21 protein-coding genes are annotated in these 21,981 nt (G+C 60.4%); 11 read left to right on the forward strand and 10 right to left on the reverse strand.

The features are described from left to right. Nucleotides 1-25: 25 nt before the first annotated feature. A complete protein-coding gene (locus QMK52_RS23025) occupies nucleotides 26-670 on the reverse strand; it encodes an ATPase (protein ID WP_122733506.1) in 645 nt (214 codons plus the stop codon). Nucleotides 671-807: 137 nt separating this feature from the next. On the opposite strand from QMK52_RS23025, the gene QMK52_RS23030 reads away from it, so the two are divergent. Further along, entirely contained in the window at nucleotides 808-1,092 is a 285-nt protein-coding gene (locus tag QMK52_RS23030; RefSeq protein ID WP_005787700.1) for a hypothetical protein, read from the forward strand. Here the strand turns inward: QMK52_RS23030 and yfcF are convergent. Together yfcF and QMK52_RS23040 are read right to left on the reverse strand one after the other, a co-directional pair. Next, nucleotides 1,051-1,683 (reverse strand): glutathione transferase, encoded by a 633-nt coding sequence (yfcF, locus tag QMK52_RS23035; protein ID WP_005787698.1) that lies wholly within the window; start codon nucleotides 1,681-1,683, stop codon nucleotides 1,051-1,053. The two genes, QMK52_RS23030 and yfcF, sit on opposite strands and share 42 nt — an antisense overlap. A gap of 94 nt (nucleotides 1,684-1,777) precedes the next feature. Then, nucleotides 1,778-2,320: a DUF924 family protein gene (locus QMK52_RS23040; protein WP_032803862.1), complete on the reverse strand. Its 543-nt coding sequence runs from the start codon at nucleotides 2,318-2,320 to the stop codon at nucleotides 1,778-1,780. A gap of 71 nt (nucleotides 2,321-2,391) precedes the next feature. Between QMK52_RS23040 and QMK52_RS23045 the strand changes: the two genes are divergently transcribed. Beyond that, nucleotides 2,392-3,546 (forward strand): DUF1624 domain-containing protein, encoded by a 1,155-nt coding sequence (locus QMK52_RS23045; protein ID WP_005787694.1) that lies wholly within the window; start codon nucleotides 2,392-2,394, stop codon nucleotides 3,544-3,546. A 297-nt stretch (nucleotides 3,547-3,843) separates the two neighbouring features. On the opposite strand, the gene metE is transcribed toward QMK52_RS23045, so the two are convergent. Then, nucleotides 3,844-6,132, reverse strand: coding sequence for a 5-methyltetrahydropteroyltriglutamate--homocysteine S-methyltransferase (gene metE / locus QMK52_RS23050; RefSeq protein WP_320403476.1), 2,289 nt, complete (start codon nucleotides 6,130-6,132; stop codon nucleotides 3,844-3,846). A 288-nt stretch (nucleotides 6,133-6,420) separates the two neighbouring features. On the opposite strand from metE, the gene QMK52_RS23055 reads away from it, so the two are divergent. The 3 genes from QMK52_RS23055 to mddA all read left to right on the forward strand — a co-directional run bounded on the left by QMK52_RS23055 (nucleotide 6,421) and on the right by mddA (nucleotide 9,748). Beyond that, entirely contained in the window at nucleotides 6,421-7,518 is a 1,098-nt protein-coding gene (locus QMK52_RS23055) for a carboxynorspermidine decarboxylase (RefSeq protein ID WP_320403477.1), read from the forward strand. Nucleotides 7,519-7,546: 28 nt separating this feature from the next. Further along, nucleotides 7,547-8,791 carry a saccharopine dehydrogenase family protein gene (locus tag QMK52_RS23060; RefSeq protein ID WP_320403478.1) on the forward strand — a complete coding sequence of 415 codons (1,245 nt, stop codon included), beginning with the start codon at nucleotides 7,547-7,549 and terminating at the stop codon, nucleotides 8,789-8,791. Between the two features lie 189 nt (nucleotides 8,792-8,980). Continuing rightward, nucleotides 8,981-9,748 carry a methanethiol S-methyltransferase gene (gene mddA, locus QMK52_RS23065; protein WP_320403479.1) on the forward strand — a complete coding sequence of 256 codons (768 nt, stop codon included), beginning with the start codon at nucleotides 8,981-8,983 and terminating at the stop codon, nucleotides 9,746-9,748. A 235-nt stretch (nucleotides 9,749-9,983) separates the two neighbouring features. Here mddA and glsB read toward each other — a convergent pair whose 3' ends face one another. Together glsB and QMK52_RS23075 are read right to left on the reverse strand one after the other, a co-directional pair. Further along, nucleotides 9,984-10,892, reverse strand: coding sequence for a glutaminase B (gene glsB / locus QMK52_RS23070; RefSeq protein ID WP_005787684.1), 909 nt, complete (start codon nucleotides 10,890-10,892; stop codon nucleotides 9,984-9,986). Between the two features lie 55 nt (nucleotides 10,893-10,947). After that, entirely contained in the window at nucleotides 10,948-11,292 is a 345-nt protein-coding gene (locus tag QMK52_RS23075) for a hypothetical protein (RefSeq protein WP_005787683.1), read from the reverse strand. A gap of 301 nt (nucleotides 11,293-11,593) precedes the next feature. Here QMK52_RS23075 and QMK52_RS23080 point away from each other — a divergent pair, with 301 nt between their 5' ends. Continuing rightward, nucleotides 11,594-12,676 carry an LLM class flavin-dependent oxidoreductase gene (locus QMK52_RS23080; RefSeq protein ID WP_194440668.1) on the forward strand — a complete coding sequence of 361 codons (1,083 nt, stop codon included), beginning with the start codon at nucleotides 11,594-11,596 and terminating at the stop codon, nucleotides 12,674-12,676. A gap of 73 nt (nucleotides 12,677-12,749) precedes the next feature. On the opposite strand, the gene QMK52_RS23085 is transcribed toward QMK52_RS23080, so the two are convergent. Beyond that, nucleotides 12,750-13,544 (reverse strand): class II aldolase/adducin family protein, encoded by a 795-nt coding sequence (locus QMK52_RS23085; RefSeq protein ID WP_005787679.1) that lies wholly within the window; start codon nucleotides 13,542-13,544, stop codon nucleotides 12,750-12,752. A 106-nt stretch (nucleotides 13,545-13,650) separates the two neighbouring features. Beyond that, nucleotides 13,651-14,556, reverse strand: coding sequence for a LysR family transcriptional regulator (locus QMK52_RS23090; protein ID WP_005787677.1), 906 nt, complete (start codon nucleotides 14,554-14,556; stop codon nucleotides 13,651-13,653). 213 nt (nucleotides 14,557-14,769) lie between these two features. On the opposite strand from QMK52_RS23090, the gene QMK52_RS23095 reads away from it, so the two are divergent. The 5 genes from QMK52_RS23095 to QMK52_RS23115 all read left to right on the forward strand — a co-directional run bounded on the left by QMK52_RS23095 (nucleotide 14,770) and on the right by QMK52_RS23115 (nucleotide 20,190). Then, entirely contained in the window at nucleotides 14,770-15,381 is a 612-nt protein-coding gene (locus QMK52_RS23095; RefSeq protein ID WP_005787676.1) for a cysteine dioxygenase, read from the forward strand. Next, nucleotides 15,378-16,961, forward strand: coding sequence for a rhodanese-related sulfurtransferase (locus QMK52_RS23100; protein ID WP_320403480.1), 1,584 nt, complete (start codon nucleotides 15,378-15,380; stop codon nucleotides 16,959-16,961). Before QMK52_RS23095 ends, QMK52_RS23100 begins: the two co-directional genes overlap by 4 nt. Nucleotides 16,962-17,043: 82 nt before the next feature. After that, the gene (locus tag QMK52_RS23105; protein WP_005787673.1) at nucleotides 17,044-18,018 is read left to right on the forward strand and encodes an ABC transporter substrate-binding protein; all 975 of its coding nucleotides are present in this window, start codon (nucleotides 17,044-17,046) and stop codon (nucleotides 18,016-18,018) included. Nucleotides 18,019-18,079: 61 nt separating this feature from the next. Further along, on the forward strand, nucleotides 18,080-19,249 hold the full coding sequence (locus QMK52_RS23110) for an acyl-CoA dehydrogenase family protein (protein ID WP_320403481.1): 1,170 nt from the start codon (nucleotides 18,080-18,082) through the stop codon (nucleotides 19,247-19,249). Then, complete coding sequence (locus tag QMK52_RS23115) at nucleotides 19,246-20,190, forward strand: D-isomer specific 2-hydroxyacid dehydrogenase family protein (protein WP_005787669.1); 945 nt, start codon at nucleotides 19,246-19,248, stop codon at nucleotides 20,188-20,190. The genes QMK52_RS23110 and QMK52_RS23115 overlap by 4 nt, the downstream gene beginning before the upstream one ends. Nucleotides 20,191-20,234: 44 nt before the next feature. Here the strand turns inward: QMK52_RS23115 and QMK52_RS23120 are convergent, their stop codons facing one another. After that, nucleotides 20,235-21,116: a LysR family transcriptional regulator gene (locus tag QMK52_RS23120; protein ID WP_005787668.1), complete on the reverse strand. Its 882-nt coding sequence runs from the start codon at nucleotides 21,114-21,116 to the stop codon at nucleotides 20,235-20,237. A 240-nt stretch (nucleotides 21,117-21,356) separates the two neighbouring features. Continuing rightward, nucleotides 21,357-21,974: an isochorismate family cysteine hydrolase YcaC gene (ycaC, locus tag QMK52_RS23125; protein WP_005787666.1), complete on the reverse strand. Its 618-nt coding sequence runs from the start codon at nucleotides 21,972-21,974 to the stop codon at nucleotides 21,357-21,359. Between the last annotated feature and the right edge of the window lie 7 nt (nucleotides 21,975-21,981).

Here is a 21,981-nt window from a genome sequence, read left to right on the forward strand (position 1 = left end):
AATAGGGTTCACATCCACTCGCGAATCAACCTGCGCGAACCAGGGCCTTGAGCGACACATCGAACTGCTTCAGGGCATCTCGCTGTACATCTCGCTGCTGCTCGATCAGCGCGGCAATCTCCGGCGCCGCCTTGCCGTGCACCCACACTGACGGCACTTGCCTGTCCACCGAACCTTCGGCCTTGGCGATGTATTGCAGGTTCGCGTCATAGAAGCGTGCTGCAAAGCGTGCCTCGACCCGGTCGTTATGCTGGGTCAGCAATTGGTTATGGGTATCGAGCACCACCACTACATCCGGATGCGCCTGCACCATCTCATCCAGGCTGCCATAGACCGTCACCGAGAAAAAAGCGCCCTGCAGCGAGTTCATCAACCAGTCGATGGCCAGCTCCGGATCGGAGCTATTGACGAACGCCTGGCGAATCCGCCCATCCAGGGCATCCTTGGCGCCGTTAAGTGCCATGGCATGGTAGCGCTCAAGGTAGATGAGGTTGTCGCGGGTATTTTCGCTGAATAACACCCCTACCCTCTGGGTGCGTTGCAGGGATTCTACGCTAGCGGCCAGCGGCAGCAAATGGCCTGTACGCAGCTCATCGGCAATCGCCGGGGTGGTCATGAGGGTGGTGCCCAACATCAGGGCCATTAAAGCAAGCTGGATAATCGTCCTCATCGCGCATTTCCTTGAGCTGCGTCTGGATGAGCAGATTCTGCGCGCTTGGCGAAAAAACAGAACTTGTGATCCTTGATGGTGACTATCATTTGAACCGATAGTGTCAGGCAGCCCATAAAACCTATAAGGACCCCGCCATGAAGCCCTACCAGAAAACCTTCGACCGCATCCGCGATGCCGTACTGCCGGAATTTCGCGAGCGGGTCGCCGATTACCTGGTCGAGTATGAAGAAGTACTGCTGGACCCAGACGCCGACGCCAAACAACGCTCGGCCAGCGCCCAGCAACTGCGTGGTTACCTGCGGGGCTTGAACACCATGCGGGTGCTGGGCATGGCCCATTGGGAGGACCTGGACCGACGTGTCAAGGAAGAGTGGCAGCTAGAGCACAGGCCGTCGCAGGTTGACCCACTCCCGCACTGACGGCCGTTGCCACTGGCGTTGCGCATACATCACCAGCTCGGCCGGTAAGGGGTCGCCGTTGAGGATCAGGCGATTGAGCATCACCGCCAGGTCTACATCGGCGATCGACCACTCGCCAAACAAATGCTCAGGGTTGCCTGCCAGGAGAACCTGCGCCGCACCGATCAACTTACACGCAGCAGCCTGAGCCAGCGGCGATAAAGGTGGCATCTTCTGCCCGCAGAACACCACCAGCGTCGAGCGCTCCTGGCGAATCGCCAGCAAGTCGCTGCGCAACCATGCCTGAACCTGCCGCGCCCTCGCCCGCTGCTGCAGATCAGCCGGGTAAATGCTGATCTGGGGGTACGCCTGGTCCAGGTACTCAGTGATTGCCGAAGATTCCGACAGCGTAAAATCACCGTGCTCCAGAGTCGGTACCCGTTGGGTCAGGGAGCGCTGGGCGTAATCTGCCGACTGGTTTTGTCCTGCATCCAGGTCCAGGGGGACCATGTCGAACGCCAGGCCTTTTTCCCGTAGGGCAACGAACACCGACATGGCGTAGGGGCTTGTGAACAGCGAATCAACATAGAGGCGCAGCGGGGGTTGGCTCATGGGCTATCTCCGAGGATGAAACGCCACGCTACGAGATTCAGGTCGATAAGGACAATGCAGGGTTTTTATGGGGGCATTCCTGGTGGGAATAGCATCAACCAGCGAAACCACCCGCTTTGAGGAACAAATGCTCCTGCTCGGTGGTGACCCTGCCCAACACCGCATTGCGATGGGGAAAGCGCCCAAACCGCTGGATAATATCGGCATGTTCCCTGGCCCAGTGATAGGTGCTGGCATCCAACTGCTGGTTGAGCGTCAGCGAGCGTTGCTGGTCCTGCGGATCTTCCGAGTGTTCAAACGGCAAATAACAAAACGCACGCAACTGGGGTTCGATCTGTTGATCGAGCCCGGCGTCCACCATCTGATGTGCATACAGGCGTGCCAGCGGGTCGGTGGCGAACATATGCGCGGTGCCGCGAAAAGCGTTGCGCGGGTATTGGTCCAGCAGGATCAATAACGCCAGCGCGCCGTCGGCGCAGGCCAGCCAATCTTCCAGTTCGCGTCGTGCGGCCTGCATATGGGTGGCGTAGAAGGTGTCGCGAAAAACTGTGTCGAAGCCATCGTCCTTGGCGAACCAACGCTTGGGCCCCGCCTGTTTCCAGAATTCGATCACGGCCTCGGCTGATTGCGTCTTCATGCTGATCATCATGTGCCTCAATAAATGTTATAGGATAACGTCAATTATTTGCCCGCTTGTGATTCCCACTTATGACTGACGCTACTACCTTACGCCAACGCCTGCAGTCCATCGACGCCCTGCGCGGCCTGGTGATCCTGTTCATGCTACTGGACCATGTGCGCGAAACCTTCCTGTTGCATCGCCAGGTCAGCGACCCGATGAGCATCGACAGCACCGAGCCTGCGCTGTTTGTCAGCCGCACCCTCGCCCATCTCTGCGCGCCGGTATTTGTGTTGCTCACTGGATTGTCGGCGTGGCTGTACGGCCAGAAGTATCAGGGACGACGCGATGTGTCGGCCTTTTTGTTCAAACGTGGGCTGTTTCTGGTGGTGCTGGAATTCACCTTGGTCAATTTCGCGTGGACCTTCCAGTTGCCGCCCAGTGTGATCTATATGCAAGTGATCTGGGCCATCGGCGTGAGCATGATCGCCCTCGCAGCACTGGTGTGGTTGCCGCGCCCGCTGCTGATCAGCTTGGCGCTGGTGATCATCGCCGGGCATAACCTGCTTGACGGAGTGCACTTTGCCCAGGATTCGGCGTTGCAGACTGGCTGGTCAATCCTGCATGAGCGCAGCTGGATCCAGGCGTCGGAAAACCTGCGTCTGCGCGTGACTTATCCGGTGCTGCCGTGGATCGGTGTGATCGCCCTGGGCTATGGGCTCGGGCCATGGTTTGCCACTACCGCACTACCGGCTGTGCGTCAGCGGCATTTGCTGATCGCGGGTGTGGCGGCATTAATGGGTTTTGTGCTGCTGCGGGCAGTCAATGGCTATGGCGAGCAGCCTTGGTCCGTGTATGACAATGGCGTGCAGACCCTGATGAGCTTCTTCAACATCACCAAGTACCCGCCGTCGCTGCTGTTCCTGGCGTTGACATTGGGGGTTGGATTGTTGCTGTTGCTGGCATTCGAACGCGCCGGGCATAAGCGCTGGATTGGCGTGCTGGCGGTGTTTGGTGCGGCGCCGATGTTCTTTTATCTGCTGCATCTGTATGTGCTGAAGGTGCTGTATGTCGCCTGTGTGGAGTGGTTTGGGCTCAACCACGGCAACTATTTCGGCTTCGACAGCATCGGTGCGGTGTGGTTGGCAGCTTTGGTGTTGCCGCTGGTGCTATACCCGCCGGTACGTTGGTTTGCCGGGCTCAAAGCGCGCCGACGCGATATCGCCTGGCTCAAGTACCTCTGACCTGACGCGGCTCAAAATGTGGGAGGAGGCTTGCTCCCGATAGCGGTGGATCAGTATCCAATTCCTTGGCTGAACTACCGCAATCGGGGCATAGGTATCTACACAACTTTGTAGCTGCCGACCGTAACCACGATGCGAAGCGAGCCGCTCTTGATCTGCTTTTGATCTGCTTTTGATCTCAGGCGCCCCGTTAAACCACGCTGGCCGGAATTCGACAGGGATTTGGGGGGTAAACCGGCAGGGATGCCGGTTTAGCCGCCATCGGGGGCAAGCCCCCTCCCACACTTGCAGACAATATCAGGCCAATTCAGCGCGTAGTTGGCGGGCGGCGGTGACCATGTGAATGAGCGCCGCCTCCGTCTCCGGCCAACCGCGGGTCTTCAAGCCGCAATCGGGATTGACCCACAAACGCTCCGCCGGAATCCGCTTGGCAGCCTTGCGCAGCAAGTTAGCCATCTGCGATACATCGGGCACCCGTGGCGAGTGGATGTCATACACGCCGGGGCCGATGTCGTTCGGGTAGTCAAAGGCCTCAAAGGCATCAAGCAACTCCATGTCCGAGCGCGAAGTTTCGATGGTAATCACGTCGGCATCCATCGCCGCGATGGACTCGATCACATCGTTGAACTCGCTGTAGCACATGTGAGTGTGGATCTGGGTCTCGTCTCGCACACCGCCGGCGCACAGGCGGAATGCTTCGGTGGCCCAGTCGAGGTAGTGTTGCCACTGTGCCTGGCGTAACGGCAAACCTTCGCGGAACGCGGCTTCGTCAATCTGCACGATCTTGATGCCGGCGGCTTCCAGGTCCACCACTTCGTCACGAATCGCCAGGGCCAGTTGCCGGGCCTGCACTTCGCGGCTCACATCTTCCCGCGGGAACGACCACATCAGCATCGTTACCGGGCCGGTCAACATGCCCTTCAATACCTTGTCGGTCAGCCCCTGGGCGTAGCGGATCCACTCCACGGTCATGGCTTTCGGGCGGCTCAGGTCACCGAAGATCACTGCCGGCTTCACGCAACGAGAACCGTAGCTCTGCACCCAGCCGAAACGAGTGAACGCGTAGCCATCCAGTTGTTCGGCGAAGTACTCGACCATGTCGTTACGCTCGGCCTCACCGTGCACCAGCACATCCAGGCCGAGGTTTTCCTGCACCTGGACAGCGTGCTTGATCTCGCTGTGCATGGCTTCGACGTATTCGGCTTCGCTCAACTTGCCAGCCTTGTACGACTGGCGCGCCAGGCGGATCGCCGCGGTCTGCGGGAACGAACCGATGGTGGTGGTCGGGAACAGTGGCAGGTTCAGGCCGGCGCGCTGCTTCTCGATACGCTGGGCAAACGGCGACTGGCGCTGGCTGTCCTGCTCGGTGATAGCGGCAACGCGGGCTTGTACGGCAGGCTTGTGGATCCGTGTCGATGCCTGGCGAGCAGCCTGTACGGCACGGTTTTCAGCCAGGGCGGCAAGTACAGCGGGTGCCTCGGGCTGGTCGACAGCTTGGGCCAGCAGCGCCACTTCTTCGCACTTTTGCACGGCAAAGGCCAGCCAGCTTTTCAACTCGGTATCCAGCTTGTCTTCACGGCCCAGGTCAACCGGGCTATGCAGTAACGAGCAGGACGGCGCGACCCACAGGCGATCGCCGAGCTTCTCTTGGGCATGCTGCAACGTGGCCAGGGCCTTCTCCAGGTCGCAACGCCACACGTTGCGGCCATTGACCACCCCCAGGGACAACACCTTATAGGCCGGCAAGCGATCCAGGATGGTCGGGTACTGTTCCGGTGCTCGCACCAGGTCGATGTGCAGGCCATCCACCGGCAAGTTGGCCGCCAGGCCGAGGTTTTCTTCCAGGCCACCGAAGTAGGTAGCCACCAGTTTTTTCAGCGGGTCCCGCTGGATCAGGTTATAGGCACGCTCGAACGCATTCTTCCAGTCCTGCGGCAAGTCGAGCACCAGGATCGGCTCGTCGATCTGCACCCACTCCACGCCCAGGTCCGCCAGGCGCTGGAAGATCTGCCCGTACAGCGGCAGCAAGCGCTCAAGCAGATCAAGCTTGTCAAAAGCGTCGCCCTTGGCCTTGCCCAGCCACAGGTAGGTCAGCGGGCCAATGACGACAGGCTTGACGGTGTGGCCCAGGTCACGGGCTTCCTTGACCTCTTCGAACAGTTGATCCCAACCCAGATGGAACTGCTGATCGGCGCTGAACTCCGGCACCAGATAGTGATAGTTGGTATCGAACCACTTGGTCATCTCCTGGGCGTGAGCACCGCCGCAGCAGGTGTCACTGACGCCACGAGCCATGGCGAACAAGGTGTGCAACGTGGCGTGGCCATCGGCCGGGCGGAAACGCTCGGGGATCACGCCAAACATCAGCGAGTGAGTCAGCACCTGGTCGTACCAGGCGAAATCACCAGCGGGCAGCAGTTCAATACCGGCCTGTTTTTGCAGCGCCCAATGGGTCTTGCGCAGGTCACGGCCAACGGCGCGCAGGCCGGCTTCGTCGAGCTCGCCTTTCCAGAACGCTTCCTGCGCTTTTTTCAGTTCACGATCGCGTCCAATGCGCGGAAATCCGAGGGAATGAGCGACTGCCATGACGTAAAGCTCCAATGTCGATGTTTATGGCGCTCATTGTCGGCAGTCGGCAATAGTGAGACAAACTCATTTAATTCTAGATCATCACAAGATCCATTCATGTTTGTACGGCTGCGCATTGCCCATAACCGGACTGGCAGTTATTACCGTCATCCTAACGAACGGTCACACTCGTTCCGTATGCTTAAACGCAAGCGCGCAATTTCCGCCCGCTAACCTTTCGATCTGCCCCAAGTGCGGGCACAATGCGTGTCCTTTTTTGGCAGGCACCGCCGCAGGCTCTCAAAAATGATCAAAACGCCGTACTACCTCATCGATAAACAGAAGCTTCTGGTCAACATGCAGAAGATTGCCTACGTGCGCGAGCAGTCCGGCGCCAAGGCTCTGCTGGCGCTCAAGTGTTTTGCCACTTGGTCGGTGTTCGACTTGATGCAGCAATACATGGACGGCACCACCTCGTCGTCGCTGTACGAGTTGAAGCTCGGTCGCCAGAAGTTCGAAGGTGAAGCGCACGCCTACAGCGTGGCCTGGGCCGACGATGAAATCGAAGAGATGCTCGAGAACTGCGACAAGATCATCTTCAACTCCATCAGCCAGCTGCAGCGCTTTGCCGAGCGCAGCGAAGGCAAGACCCGTGGCCTGCGCGTAAACCCGCAGGTGAGCAGCTCCGATTACCTGCTGGCCGACCCTGCGCGCCCGTTCAGCCGCCTGGGCGAGTGGGACCCGGTGAAGATCGATGGCGTGATCGATCAGATCTCCGGCTTCATGTTCCACAACAACTGCGAGAACGGCGACTTCAGCCTGTTCGACAAGATGCTCGGCACCATCGAGGAACGCTTCGGTGGGCTGCTGCACAAGGTCAAGTGGGTCAGCCTCGGCGGCGGCATCCATTTCACCGGTGAAGGCTATGCACTGGACGCGTTCTGCGCGCGCTTGAAGGCGTTTTCCGAGAAGTATGGCGTGCAGGTGTACCTGGAACCGGGGGAAGCTGCGATCACCAACAGCGCCTCCCTGGAAGTCACCGTGCTCGACACCCTCTACAACGGCAAGAACCTCGCCGTAGTAGACAGCTCCATCGAAGCCCACCTGCTGGACCTGCTGATCTATCGCCTCAACGCCAAGCTGGCGCCGAGCGAGGGCGAACATACCTACATGGTGTGCGGCAAATCCTGCCTGGCCGGGGACATCTTCGGCGAGTATCAATTTGATCGTCCGCTGGCCATCGGCGATCGGCTGTCGTTCATCGACACCGCGGGCTACACCATGGTCAAGAAAAATTGGTTCAACGGCCTGAAAATGCCGTCCATCGTAGTGAAACAACTCGACGGTACAGTCGAGGTGGTTCGTGAATTTGGTTACGACGACTACCTGTCCAGCCTTTCCTAAGCTGGCGGATATAGGAGAAATAAAGCAATTGAAAAAGAACGTTCTTATCATTGGTGCAGGAGGTGTCGCCAAGGTGGTGGCCCACAAGTGCGCGCAGCACAACGACGAACTCGGTCGTATTGCTATCGCGTCGCGCAACATCTCCAAATGCCAGGCCATCATCGACAGCGTCAAGGCCAAGGGTAGCCTCAAGGTACCCGCCGATATCCAGGCCTTTGCGCTGAACGCCCTGGACGTGGAAGCGACCAAGGCCCTGATCCGCGAGACCGAGTCGCAGATCGTCATCAACGTAGGTTCCGCGTTCCTCAACATGTCGGTGCTGCGTGCCTGCATCGACACGGGCGTTGCCTACCTCGACACTGCCATCCACGAAGAGCCGGGCAAGGTCTGCGAGACCCCGCCGTGGTACGGCAACTACGAATGGAACCACCTGCAAGAGTGCAAACAGAAGAACATCACCGCCATCCTTGGCGTGGGCTTCGACCCAGGTGTCGTCAACGCGTACGCCGCGCTGGCGCAGCAACAGCATTTCGACCGCATTGATTCGATCGACATTCTCGACGTCAATGCCGGCTCCCATGGCAAATACTTCGCCACCAATTTCGATCCGGAAATCAACTTCCGCGAATTCACCGGGCAGGTGTGGAGCTGGCAGAACAGCCAGTGGACCAGCAACACCATGTTCGAAGTCAAACGTACCGACGACCTGCCGGTAGTCGGCTCGCAAAACCTCTACCTCACCGGCCACGATGAAGTGCACTCGCTGTCGAAAAACCTCGACGTGCCCAACGTGCGGTTCTGGATGAGCTTTGGCGAGCACTACATCAACGTGTTCACCGTGCTGAAAAACCTCGGCCTGCTCTCGGAAAAACCGGTCAAGACCGCCGAAGGCCTGGAAGTGGTGCCGTTGAAAGTGGTCAAGGCCGTGCTGCCCGACCCGTCATCGCTTGCCCCGGGCTACACCGGCAAGACCTGCATCGGCGACCTGGTCAAAGGCACCAAAGGCGGCCAGCCACGCGAGATGTTCATCTACAACGTGGCTGATCACGAAGAGGCGTATGCCGAGACCGACAGCCAAGGCATCTCCTACACCGCAGGCGTTCCACCCGTAGCCGCTGCGCTGCTGGTTGCCCGTGGCGAATGGGACGTGAAGCACATGGCCAACGTTGAGGAACTGCCGGCTGAGCCGTTCCTCAAGGCGCTGGATGTGATGGGGTTGCCGACTCGGATCAAGGACGAGAACGGTGATCGTGCCTGGGATGCGATTGCCTGACAGGCGATAGCTGACTGACAAAAGAATGCGCCCTCAGGGGCGCATTTTTTAGGCTCGCACACCTCTCAAACTCGTGAAAACTCATCGCCAATCCGTCTAAGCAACTGTCAATTCTCACAGGTTACGGGCAGGGCAAACTCCACTAGCCTGACTCACTTCCCCCGTCACCATGTGCGAAAGGAGTCGTCCATGCGCCCGCAAAAACAAACCAACAGCCTGACAGTGCATCTGCTCTGTCTGCTCTACAGCATCGCCTGCTACCTGATTTTCCTGGCCGCAGTTTTATACCTCATAGGCTTCACAGGTGGCGTGCTGGTGCCCAAGAACATTAACGATGGGCCAGCTGTCGACTGGCCGACTGCTGTGCTGATCAACGGGCTACTGTTGATCCTGTTCGGTGTCCAGCACAGCCTCATGGCGCGTAGAAGCTTCAAGGATAGAATGATCGCGCTCATTGCACCTGTGGCTGAACGCTCCACCTATGTGCTGCTCAGTAGCCTGGTGCTTGGGGTGACGTTCTGGCTGTGGCAACCCATTCCATACACCGTCTGGGAGGTTGAAGCGGCTTGGGCCAAGGCACTGTTGTCAGGTCTGTTCTGGCTGGGCTGGGGCTTGGTGTTGCTGGCAACCTTCCTGATCAGTCACTTCGAACTGTTCGGGTTAAAACAGGCCTTTGATCATTGGCGAAACGCCCCACAAAAGGCGGCGATATTTAAAACGCCGCTGCTCTACCGGGTCGTGCGTCACCCGATGTACCTGGGGTTTTTGATCGCGCTCTGGGCAACCCCGCATATGACGGCAGGCCATCTGTTGTTCGCACTGGGGATGTCGGTTTATTTGTTCGTGGGTGCCCGTTTCGAAGAAAGGGATCTGGTGCAGCTGTTTGGTGAGCCCTATCAACGCTACCAGCGTGAGGTGGGCATGATTGTGCCGCAACTCAAAAAGCGGCGCTGCTAGCCTCCTGAAGCGAGCTTGCTCGCGAAGATCGTCAAGGATGACGCAGGCAGCCTGGATGAACGCTGGGCATCTGCCGGATGCTGAAGGCGCGCAGTTGCGGGTAGACAAAGTCTTGGTGAAGCCTGCCCCGCCACATAAAGCCAGGCCGTACATCACTCCCCAGAACACTGAAGATGCAAGCCCCCTCCCACATTCCGTTTTTATGGCGCCTGTTATTCAGCGTTCCACCGCGCCCCTAAAACACCGACCACCCAATCCGCTCACTCAACAATTCCAACGCCTTCATCCCCGCCAGCGAGTTCCCCGCCGCGTTCAACTCCGGCGACCACACACATACCGTGAACTGCCCAGGCACCACCGCGACGATCCCCCCGCCTACCCCGCTCTTGCCCGGCAACCCGACGCGATAGGCAAAATTGCCCGCCTCGTCATACAGCCCGCTGGTGGCCATGATCGAGTTGACCTGCTTGGTCTGCCGCGCCGTCAAGATCTGCTCGCCACTGTGGGCGCTCACGCCTTCATTGGCCAAGAAACTGAAGGCCCGGGCCAGGTCCAGGCAGCTCATCTGCAACGCGCAGTAATTGAAGTAACTGTGCAGCACTGCATGCACGTCGTTATGGAAGTTACCGAAGGATTTCATCAGGTAGGCCATGGCCGCATTGCGCGCACCGTGCTGGGCTTCGGATTCGGCGACCACGCTGTTGACCAGGATCTGCGGGTTACCCGACAGGCGCCGTACAAAGTCGCGCATCGACAAGATCGGCACCGCAAAGCGCGATTGGTTGATGTCGCAGATCACCAGGGCGCCGGCATTGATAAACGGATTGCGCGGGCGGCCGCGTTCGAATTCCAGTTGCACCATGGAGTTGAACGGTTGCCCCGAGGGCTCATGGCCCAGGCGTTCCCAGATGCTTTCGCCGCCGTGATCAATGGCCTGCACCAGGCTGAAGACCTTGGAGATGCTTTGTACCGAGAACAGCGTGTCGGCATCACCGGCGCTGTAGGCCGTGCCATCGTTGCCGTAGACCGCAATGCCCAGTTGGTCGGCGGGCACGTCGGCCAGCGCAGGGATGTAGTCGGCCACTTTGCCGAGGCCGATCAGGGGGCGCACTTCGTCGAGAATCGACTCCAGCAGCGCCTGCATGTCTTGTCCTGTCATCTTTGTTTAAATCAGTGATAAGCGAGGCGCGGAGGATACGTTAATGAGCGCGGAAGCCCCACACAATCTCTACCACCCGCTCTGCAATCACCACATACACCAGGATCAATAACACTTGCAGCGCCAGGTGATAAGGCAACCTGGCGAGTCGGCGGATACCGTCACTGACATTCAACAACATCAACAACGCCGACAGGATAATCAGCCCCCAGCCAGCGACGTTGGAGGCGAACACCCCGATAAATAACTCACGTCGCCCCATCAACGTATCGGTACCCGCCGCAAACAACAGCGCGCACACCAACAGGTTCTTCACGTTGTCGAAAATCTGGGTGCTCAGGTCGTTTTCCAGCAACGCCAGATACCGCGTCCATAAGCTGCGCATACTTGAGTACCGATTGGGAGGGCTCGTCACTCAAGGTAGTTCATTTGCAGGCGCTGTCGAGCCAAGGCGAGGCATTAGAAATGCGCCACGTTTTAGAGGCCTTATCTATAAACGCTCTCCATTTGAGATCAAAGCCAAAAAGCATCTTCTATAATAATCAATCATAATTATTCTTTAATTTTATAATTAGGTTAGAACCAATCGGCATTTTACAGATTGGCCCGTGAGCCCTACTTTCATGCGACGGACCGACCCCCTGCCCGGTGGAGGCTTGTTTACCGACCTCGACAAGGACCTGACCATGAGCATCGAATTCATCGGCTATATCGGCGGCCATCACGCCTCGGAAATCCACCCGCGCAGCGGCCCGACTCTGCAACCGGACTACGTTGAAACCGTCGCCCGTGCCCACGAAACGGCGGGGTTCGACCGCGCCCTGGTGGCATTCCATTCCAACAGCCCGGACAGCACGTTGATCGCGGCCCATGCGGCCAGCGTCACCACCCGACTGCAATTTCTTATCGCCCACCGCCCGGGTTTTGCCCAACCCACATTGGCTGCTCGCCAGTTCGCCACGCTGGATGTGTTCAACGGAGGGCGTACCGCCGTGCACATCATCACCGGTGGCGATGACCAGGAACTGCGTGCCGATGGCAGCCATATCGGCAAGAACGAGCGCTATGCGCGCACCGAAGAGTACCTGGACGTGGTGCGCCAGGAATGGACCAGCGAGCATCCCTTCGACTTCACCGGCACGTACTACCAAGTGCAAGGCGCGCACTCCACGGTGAAGTCGCCGCAACAACCGCATATTCCACTGTACTTTGGCGGTTCCTCAGCTGCTGCGATCGCAGTGGCCGGCAAGCACGCGGATGTGTATGCGCTGTGGGGGGAGACCTATGAACAGGTACGCGAAGTGGTGACCCAGGTGCGGGCAGAAGCGGCCAGGCATGGGCGCACGATTCGCTTCAGCCTGTCATTGCGCCCGATCCTCGCCGAGACCGAGGAACTGGCGTGGCAACGTGCCGAGCAGATTCTGCAGCAGGCCACGGCGCTGGCCGAGCAGCATGGTTTTGTGCGCCGTGAACCGCCGAATGAAGGCTCGCGGCGCTTGCTGGCGGCGGCGGCGCAGGGGTCGCGGCTGGATAAGCGCTTGTGGACGGGAATTGCCGGGTTACTTGGGGCGCAGGGTAATTCCACCTCGCTGGTGGGCACGGCGGAGCAAGTGGCCGAGGCGCTGCTGGATTATTACGACCTGGGGATTACCACTTTCCTGATTCGCGGGTTTGATCCGCTCAATGATGCGATCGACTATGGCAAGAAGTTGATTCCCCTCACCCGCCAGTTGGTCGCAGAGAGAGAACAGGCCCAGCAAGTGGCTTAGGCACACAGCAAGTCGTAAAAAATGTGGGAGGGGGCTTGCTCCCTCCCACATTTGATTTGCTGTGCACTCAGGATCAGTTTTTGTAGTCGGTATCGGTGCGCTCCAACTGCCGCACCAGCGCATTCCAATGCCGTGCCACGCCCGGCCCTTCCCCATTGCTGAACACCTTGGCCTGCTGCTCGACCTTGGCTACCACCTCTGCGGGCGGGAAAACCAACTCGGCATTCCCCGCCGCCTGCGCAGCAATCTGGATATTGCACGCGCGCTCCAGGCCTTGCAGTTGCTGAAAGGCGTGCTCGACGCTGACACCCGCCGTCAACAAGCCATGGTTGCGCAGGATCATCACGCTCTTGTCGCCCAAATCCGCGACCAGCCGCTCGCGCTCGTCCAGGTCCAGGGCCACGCCTTCATAGCCGTGGTAGGCCACGCGCCCTGAGAACGCAATGGCGTGCTGGGAGATCGGCAGCAAGCCGCCCTTCTGCGCCGACACGGCAATGCCGTCGCGGGTATGGGTGTGCAGCACCGCTTGCAAATCGTGGCGCGCGCCGTGAATGGCACTGTGGATCACATAACCGGCGTAGTTGATGCCAAGGCCCGTAGGATCATCGACGAGAGTGCCGTCCAGATCGACCTTAACCAGGTTGGACGCAGTGATTTCATCGAACAACAGCCCAAAGGCGTTAATCAGGAAATGCTCATCGGGCCCCGGCACACGGGCCGAGAAATGGGTATAGATATGGTCGGTCCACTTGTACAGGGCGGCCAGGCGATAGGCGGCGGCCAGTTTGACACGCACCTCCCATTCCTCTGGCGTAACACGTTGGCGGACAGTATTGGAAACACTCGATAGCGAGGTGACGCTGCTCATGACAAAACTTCCTGGATGGCCTTAAGGACGTCAGGCCAGCCTAGGGGAAGCAAAAAAATAATAAAAAGCACATTTTAATCTAAGCTAATTATTATTTTTTTTCATATCACGCCACTGCGCGAACCTTGTGCAAAGAAGCCGCCACCCATTGCCCGAACGCATCCACCGGTCCTTGCAGGTTGCCGAGAAAGTGCGGATAGATCAGCCACAAATCCATCACCGGTTTGAAATCCTTGAGCGGCATCACTGCCAGGTGCTCGCGCTGAGCGCTGCGTTCCAACAACGGACGTGGCACCAGGCCAAGGCCCAGCCCATCCGCCACCAGGCCCAGTTGCAACTCCGTGCCGAAGGTTTCCAGGTTGACCCGCAACGCCAGGCCCTGGTCCGACAAGGTGCGTTGCAACCCGGCACGGAAGCCGCAACCATCCGGGTTGAGGATCCAGCCGTTCTGGTATACGTCCGCCAGTTTGCACGGCTTCTTCGGCAGCTGCGCCTTGGCACAGACCACCACCAGCTCCATCTTGCCGATGGACTCGCCGACAACGTTGTCCGGGAAAATCTTGCCCGCCGGGAACAACGCCACCGCCGCATCCAGTTCGCCGCGTTCGATCTTGCCGACCAGTTGGCTGCCCCAACCGGTGGCAACCTGGGCGCGCAGGTCGGCGTATTCAGTGCGCAGGTGCTTGAGCGCATCCAGCAACACCACATCGCCAATGGTTTGCGGGACGCCCAGGCGTAACACGCCGGTGGGCGGTGCATCGGTGGCCACCAGTTCGCGCAGGGCATCCATCTCGCGCAGGATCAGCCGGCATTGTTCATAGACGCGAGTGCCGATCAGCGTCGGCTTGAGGGGTTTGGTGTTGCGGTCGAACAGCTCCACCCCCAGTGCCTGCTCAAAGTTCTGCACACGGCGGGTAATAGCCGGCTGGGTCAGTTGCAACGACTCGGCGGCATGGCTGATGGACTGGCAACGAATCACTTCGACAAAGGCATCGATATCGTCAATTTTCATTTGGGCCGCACATAGAGATCAGTCATTAAGATGTGCGTGAAGCATAGTTGTCGCGCACCGCTCTGGATAGCCCGCCTTGGGATCGATAACGTCTAACGCTATTCACGGCGGTTCTAAATTACCTGTGGCTATAAGCTAATCATTAAAAAATAGCATATTAACTATAAACATTATGCTTATATAAACCCATCACAACAGCACGATGGAATGGTCATGCCCCAGGCCCGACACCCCGAAAGACTCAGAGCCTTCATAGGCGCCCTGGCGGAATTGATCGACGCCAACCCACGTGAAGGTGACCTGCTGCACCGCGGCGGCAAGCTGCTGGCGCAACTGGTCAGCCATGATGACTGGCTCCCCGACGAGTTCGCCCAGCCCGATCCCGAGCGCTATCAGCAATTTTTGCTGCATGCCGATTCGCGCCAGCGTTTCAGCCTGGTCAGTTTTGTGTGGGGGCCAGGGCAAAGCACGCCGATTCATGACCATCGGGTGTGGGGGCTGATCGGCATGTTGCGGGGCGCTGAGTTTTCCCAGGGCTTTGCACGTGCGCCCGACGGCAGCCTGGTGGCGCAAGGCTCACCCGTCCAGCTGCTGCCGGGCCAGGTCGAGGCGGTATCGCCCAAGATCGGCGATATCCATCAGGTCAGCAATGCCCACCGCGATCAGGTATCCATCAGCATCCATGTATACGGCGCCAATATCGGTGCGGTACGCCGTGCGGTGTACCAGCCCGACGGCAGCGAAAAATTGTTTATCTCCGGTTATTCCAACGCCTCGCTCCCGAACATCTGGGACCTGTCCAAAGAAAAGAGCCCTGCCCTATGACCACCGTATCGACCCGCAGCTTTGCCCAGATTCGCCAGGCCCTGTTGGACCGTGAGGAGCTGGCGTTGATCGACGTGCGTGAAGAGGCGCCGTTTGCCGAGTCCCACCCGTTGTTCGCCGCCAATATCCCGCTGTCCAAGCTGGAACTGGAGGTGTACGCACGCATTCCACGCCGCGATACCCAGGTCACCCTGTATGACAACGGTGAAGGGCTGGCCAGCCGCGCTGCCGAACGTCTACTTGAGCTGGGCTACACCCAGGTCAGCCTGCTTGAGGGGGGACTGGACGGGTGGCGCCGCGCGGGTGGCGAGCTGTTTATCGACGTCAACGTGCCGAGCAAAGCCTTTGGCGAGCTGGTCGAAAGCCAGCGCCACACGCCGTCCCTGGCCGCCGAAGAAGTCCAGGCCCTGCTCGACAGCCAGGCCGATGTGGTGGTGCTCGATGCCCGCCGTTTCGACGAATACCAGACCATGAGTATTCCCACCGGTATCAGCGTGCCGGGTGCGGAGCTGGTCTTGCGCGCCCGCGAACTGGCGCCAGACCCGGCCACGCGCATTATCGTCAACTGCGCCGGGCGCACCCGCAGCATTATCGGTACCCAGTCGTTGATCAATGCCGGCCTTCCCAACCCGGTTGCGGCGCTACGCAACGGCACCATCGGCTGGACCCTGGCCGGGCAAACACTTGCCCACAACCAAGCCCGCCGCTTCGCGCCAACGCCAGAGGAACATCGCCAACTCGCCGCCGAGGCTGCACGCCGTGTCGCCGACAAGGCCCGCGTCGGCCGCGCCACCCTTGACGATCTACACCACTGGCAGCAGGACACGACGCGCACCACCTACCTGTTCGATGTGCGCACCCTTGAAGAATTCGAAGCCGGGCACCTGCCCGGGGCACGCGCCACACCCGGCGGGCAACTGGTGCAGGAGACCGATCATGTCGCCAGCGTCCGCGGTGCGCGCCTGGTGCTGGTCGATGACGACGGCGTGCGTGCCAATATGTCCGCCTCCTGGCTGGCTCAGTTGGGTTGGCAAGTGCATGTGCTGGATGACCTGCAAGCCGAGCACTTCAGCGAACGCGGCGGGTGGGTCGCGCCAGTGCCTGCGCCACCCCAGGCCGAACTGATCAGCCCGCACACCCTCGCCGACTGGCTGGGCCATGGTGACACCGTGGTGCTGGACTTCACCGCGAGCGCCAATTACGTCAAACGCCATATACCCGGTGCCTGGTGGGTGCTGCGTGCGCAACTGCCTCAGGCCCTGGCCAAGGTGCCGCGTGCCCAGCGCTACGTATTGACCTGCGGCAGCAGCCAATTGGCGCGCCTGGCGGTGGCCGAGGTACAAGCGCTGACCGGCCAGCAGGTGTTCGTGTTGCAGGACGGCACTGCCGCCTGGATCGCCGCGCAACTGCCCCTGGAGGAAGGCGAAACCCACCTCGCCTCACCGCGTATCGATCGCTACCGTCGCCCCTACGAAGGCACCGACAATCCACGGGAAGCCATGCAGGCTTACCTGGATTGGGAGTTCGGCCTGGTCGAGCAACTGGCCCGCGACGGCACCCATGGTTTCTACGTGATCTGAGCTGCTGCTGCATCGTTTTCGCCTATCCGACCCCTTCTCCAGGTGGAGGTATCCCCCTTATCCAACGCCTGGAGTGTGTCCCATGCTGTACGCCATCCCTTTCAAACACCTGCTACTGGGCGCCGCCCTGGCCCTCGGCCTGCTGTCCAGCGTACAGGCTGCCGACCTGCAACCGCTGCGCGTGGCCAACCAGAAATCCACGATCAAGGCGCTGCTGCAAGCCTCTGGCGAAACCCGCAACGTGCCCTACGAAATCAAGTGGTCGGAATTCCCCTCGGCCTCGCCCTTGGGCGAAGCGCTGAATGCCGGCGCCGTGGATGTCGGCGCGCTTGGTGACGCTCCTTATGTGTTCGCTCTGGGCGCCGGCGCGTCGCTCAAAGTGATCAGCATCATCCATGCACAAGGGCGTAACACCACCGCACTGCTGGTGCCCAAGGACTCGCCGATCAAGACCGCGGCCGATCTCAAAGGCAAGAAAATCGTCACCGGGCGCGGCTCCATCGGGCATTACCTGGCGATCAGGGCCCTGAACGATGCGGGCCTGAGCACTCAGGATGTGCAGTTCATATTCCTGCTGCCTGCCGAGTCGCGGCTGGTGCTGGACAACGGCACTGCAGACGCCTGGGCCACCTGGGACCCGTACACCACCGTGGTCACCTCACAGAGCAACGCTCGCGTGCTGGTCAGCGGTAAACACCTGCTGAGCAATCATCTGTACTTCGCTGCGACCGGCCAGGCCATTGCCGACAAGCGCGCGCAACTGGACGACTTTGTCGCACGGGTTGACCGCGCCTACGCCTGGGCCAACGCCCACCCCGATGAGTATGCCGCCGCCCAGGCCAGGATCACCGGCTTGCCGCTGGCCGTGCATATCGAAGTGGCCAAGGACACTCACCTGTCGCCGGTCGCGATTGACGACGCGGTGATCAGCGGCCTGCAAGCCACCGCCGACACGTATGTAAAAGAGGGGCTGCTGCCCAACCGCATCGATGTCTCCCAGGGCTTCGACCCAAGCTTTAACGCCAAGCGTGCCACCCTCGACCAAGCCTCGCGCTAAAGAGGGATGCAGTGCGAGCCCCGGCCCAGCCCCCCTCCCACACTTGACCGAGTACATGCTGATGACTCACTCGTCTCTACGCGCTGTAGACGTCGTCGATTTCGACACCACGCTCACCCGCCTCAGCGCCGAACTGGCCGGGACCGCTCATGCCTATGACGAAAGCGGCGCCTTCCCCCACGCCAACTTCAACCTGTTGCACCAACACGGCCTGGTCGCCCTCACCGTCCCCAGCGCCCTCGGCGGCGGCGGTGCCAGCCTGGCCCAGGCGCGCAAGGCCATCAGCGCCGTCGCCAAGGGCGAGCCCTCCACGGCGCTGATCCTGGTGATGCAGTACCTGCAACACGCCCGCCTGCAAGACAGCAAAACCTGGCCCCGGCACCTGCGCGTACGCGTCGCCGAGGACGCGGTGCGCAACGGTGCGCTGATCAATGCCCTGCGCGTCGAGCCGGACCTGGGCACACCGGCCCGTGGCGGTTTACCCGCCACCACCGCCGTGCGCACCGTTGACGGCTGGCGTATCAGCGGGCGCAAACTCTACTCCACCGGCAGCCATGGCTTGAGCTGGTTCAGCGTATGGGCGCGCAGCGACGACGCAGACCCGCTGGTGGGCGCCTGGCTGGTGGCCAAGGACAGCCCCGGCGTGAGCATCATCGACACCTGGGATCACCTGGGTATGCGCGCCACTTGCAGCCACGAGGTGGTGCTCGACAACGTACTGGTGCCACTGGACCACGCCGTCAGCGTCAGCCCCTTTAGCGCGCCGCAGCCGGAACTGGATGGCGAAGGCTTGCTGTGGATGTCAGTGCTGCTGTCGTCGGTTTACGACGCGGTGGCCCAGGCGGCGCGGGACTGGTTGGTGAACTGGCTGCAAGAGCGCAAGCCATCCAACCTGGGGGCTGCGCTGTCCACTTTGCCGCGCTTTCAGGAAACCGTCGGCCATATCGACACCTTGCTGTTCGCCAATCGCAGCCTGCTTGAGGCTGCCGCCCAAGGCCACACGCCGGCCGCCAACGCCGCACAATTGAAATACCTGGTGACCGGTAACGCGATCCGCGCCGTCGAGCTGGCCATCGAAGCCTCGGGCAACCCAGGCTTGTCACGCCATAGCCCACTGCAACGGCATTACCGCGATGTGCTGTGCAGCCGCGTGCATACCCCACAAAACGACGCCGTGCTGCAAGGTGTCGGCAGAGCCGTGTTCACCCAACACCAGAAGGAGCGCCCATGAGCCACGTGATAATTGCCAGCCAGTTGGACGAAGACTTCAACCAGGTCATTCGCGAACGACTGGCGCCGCTGCACCCCCAAGCTCAGGTGATCGGTGTGCCGGTGGGTGCGCCGAACGACCTGCCACCCCAGGCCAATATCCTGCTGTTGCGCCCGATCAATGTGCGCGGCTATATCGCCCCCGACACGCCCCCACCGGGCTGGCCGTACGGCGCGCAATGGGTGCACCTGGTGTCATCGGGCATCGACTTTTACCCGCAGTGGCTGTTCAACGGCCCGCCTGTGAGCACGTCCCGGGGCAGCGCGGCCGACAACCTGGCCGAATTCGCCCTGGCAGCAATCTTTGCCGCCGCCAAACACCTGCCGGACATCTGGGTGAAAGACTCGCAGTGGAATTTCACCGCCCTGCGCCCGCTCAAAGGGACCACCCTGGGTATCTTTGGCTTTGGGGCGATTGGCGAAAGCCTGGCGCAAAAAGCCCTGGGCCTTGGCCTCAAGGTGATCGCGCTGCGTCAGAGCCAGGCTCCGTTCAGCGCCGGCGTGGAGGCCGCCACTGACATCCACGACCTGTTCGCCCGCGCCGACCATCTGGTGGTGGCGGCACCACTGACCGAGGCAACGCGGCACGTTATCAACCGTGACGTACTAGGCAGCGCCAAGCCGGGGCTGCACCTGATCAACATCGCACGCGGTGGCTTGCTGGATCAGGAGGCGCTGCTGGAGGCGCTGGATAACGGGCAGATCGGGCTGGCATCGCTCGACGTGACCGAGCCAGAGCCATTGCCGGACGGGCATCCGCTGTATACCCATCCCAGGGTGCGGTTGTCGCCGCATACGTCGGCGATTTCTACCAACAGCAAGGAGGAGATTGCGGATACGTTCCTGGCGAATCTGGAGCGGTATGTGGCAGGCCTTGAATTAACCAACGTAGCAAACGCCTGACGCTATTCAAATTACAGGAGCTGGCCTGCCTGCTCCCACACGTATCAGCAGCCGCCAGCCAGGCGTTCACGCAGGAACTCGACCAACGCCTGTACCGGCCGTGAACTCTGCCGGTGCTGGGGGTACACCGCCGACAACGTCAGGGCTTCGGGCGCGAACTCGTCCAATACGCTGACCAGGCGACCGTCCTTCAATGCCTCGCCGACTATGAACGTCGGCAGGTAGGTAACCCCCAGCCCGGCAATGGCGGTGTCACGCAGCAAATCGCCGTTGTTGACCCGCATGCGCCCGCTCACATTCAGCGCTTGCAGCTTGCCCTTGAAGCGCCATTGCACCTGGCGGCCGTGACCGTAGGGCAGGCAATCGTGGTCGGCAAGGTCGTCAGGTTTTTGCGGCGTGCCGCGCAAAGCCAGGTAATCGGGGCTGGCGCAATACACCCTCGGGATGCTGGCGATACGACGGGCGATCAAGGTGGAGTCTTCCAGGGTGCCGATCCGCAGCACCAAGTCGTAGCCTTCGCCGATCAGGTCTACCGGGCGGTCGCTGAGATCTACCTCCACCGACACGTCGGGATAGCGCTGCAGGAACAGCGGCAGCAGGCAACCCAAGTGCGCCATGGCAAACGAAAGCGGCGCACTGAGGCGAATCGTGCCGCGCGGTTCGCTGTTCTGCCCGGCAATGCCCTGCTCCACCTGCTCGACATCACTGAGCAGGCGCAAGGCGGATTCGTAGTAACTCTGGCCCAGCGGCGTGACATCCAGGCGCCGCGTGGAGCGATTGAGCAGGCGCACGCCCAGGCGTTCTTCCAGCTGGATCAGGCGGCGGCTGACAAATTGCTTGGACAGGCCCAGTTGCTCGGCGGCGGCGGTGAAACTGCCGGACTCCATGACCTGACAGAACAGGCGCATGTCTTCGAAGGGGTTCATTGTCGCTACTCGGTGGACGATGGGCTGTTTTATAGCGGGTTCAGAGGCACACCACAAACCTGATGTGGGAGGAGGCTTGCCCCAACGCTCCCCCGTAGGAGCGAGCTTGCTCGCGAAAAACGTCAACGATAACGCGTGTTTCCTGAATGAACGCGGCGCCTATCAGTTTTTCGCGAGCAAGCTCGCTCCTGCAAAAGCATTACCCTCCCACAGGGGATTACTTACACCTGGCAGATCCGCTTACTTGGCAGTAAACGCCGAGTAGCTGTTCATCAGGTTGCGGTAGTTGGGGATGCGCGGCGACAGCAGGTTGGCCAGGCCTTCCATGTCGTTGCGCCAGTCCACTTGCAGCTCGCAGGCCACCGAGAACCAGTTCACCAGTTGCGCACCGGCGGCGGTCATACGTGCCCAGGCAGCTTGTTGCACGGTCTCGTTGAAGGTGCCGGAGGCGTCAGTGACCACAAACACCTCGAAGCCTTCGGCCAGGGCGCACAGGGTCGGGAAGGCAACGCACACATCCGTCACCACACCGGCAATGATGATCTGCTTGCGGCCCGTGGCCTTGACGGCCTTGACGAACTCTTCGTTGTCCCAGGCGTTGATCTGGCCAGGGCGAGCGATGTACGGCGCGTCCGGGAACAGTGCCTTGAGTTCCGGAACCAGTGGGCCGTTGGGGCCGCTTTCAAAGCTGGTGGTCAGGATGGTCGGCAGGTTGAAGAACTTGGCTACATCGGCCAGGGCCAGCACGTTGTTCTTGAATTCGTTGGGGGAAAAATCCTGCACCAGGGAGATCAGACCGGTCTGGTGATCGACCAGCAGGACAACGGCGTCATCTTTGTTCAAGCGCTTGTAAGTCATGGGGTAA

This window comes from Pseudomonas sp. P9_2 (assembly GCF_034008255.1).
Taxonomy (GTDB): Bacteria; Pseudomonadota; Gammaproteobacteria; order Pseudomonadales; family Pseudomonadaceae; genus Aquipseudomonas; species Aquipseudomonas synxantha_A.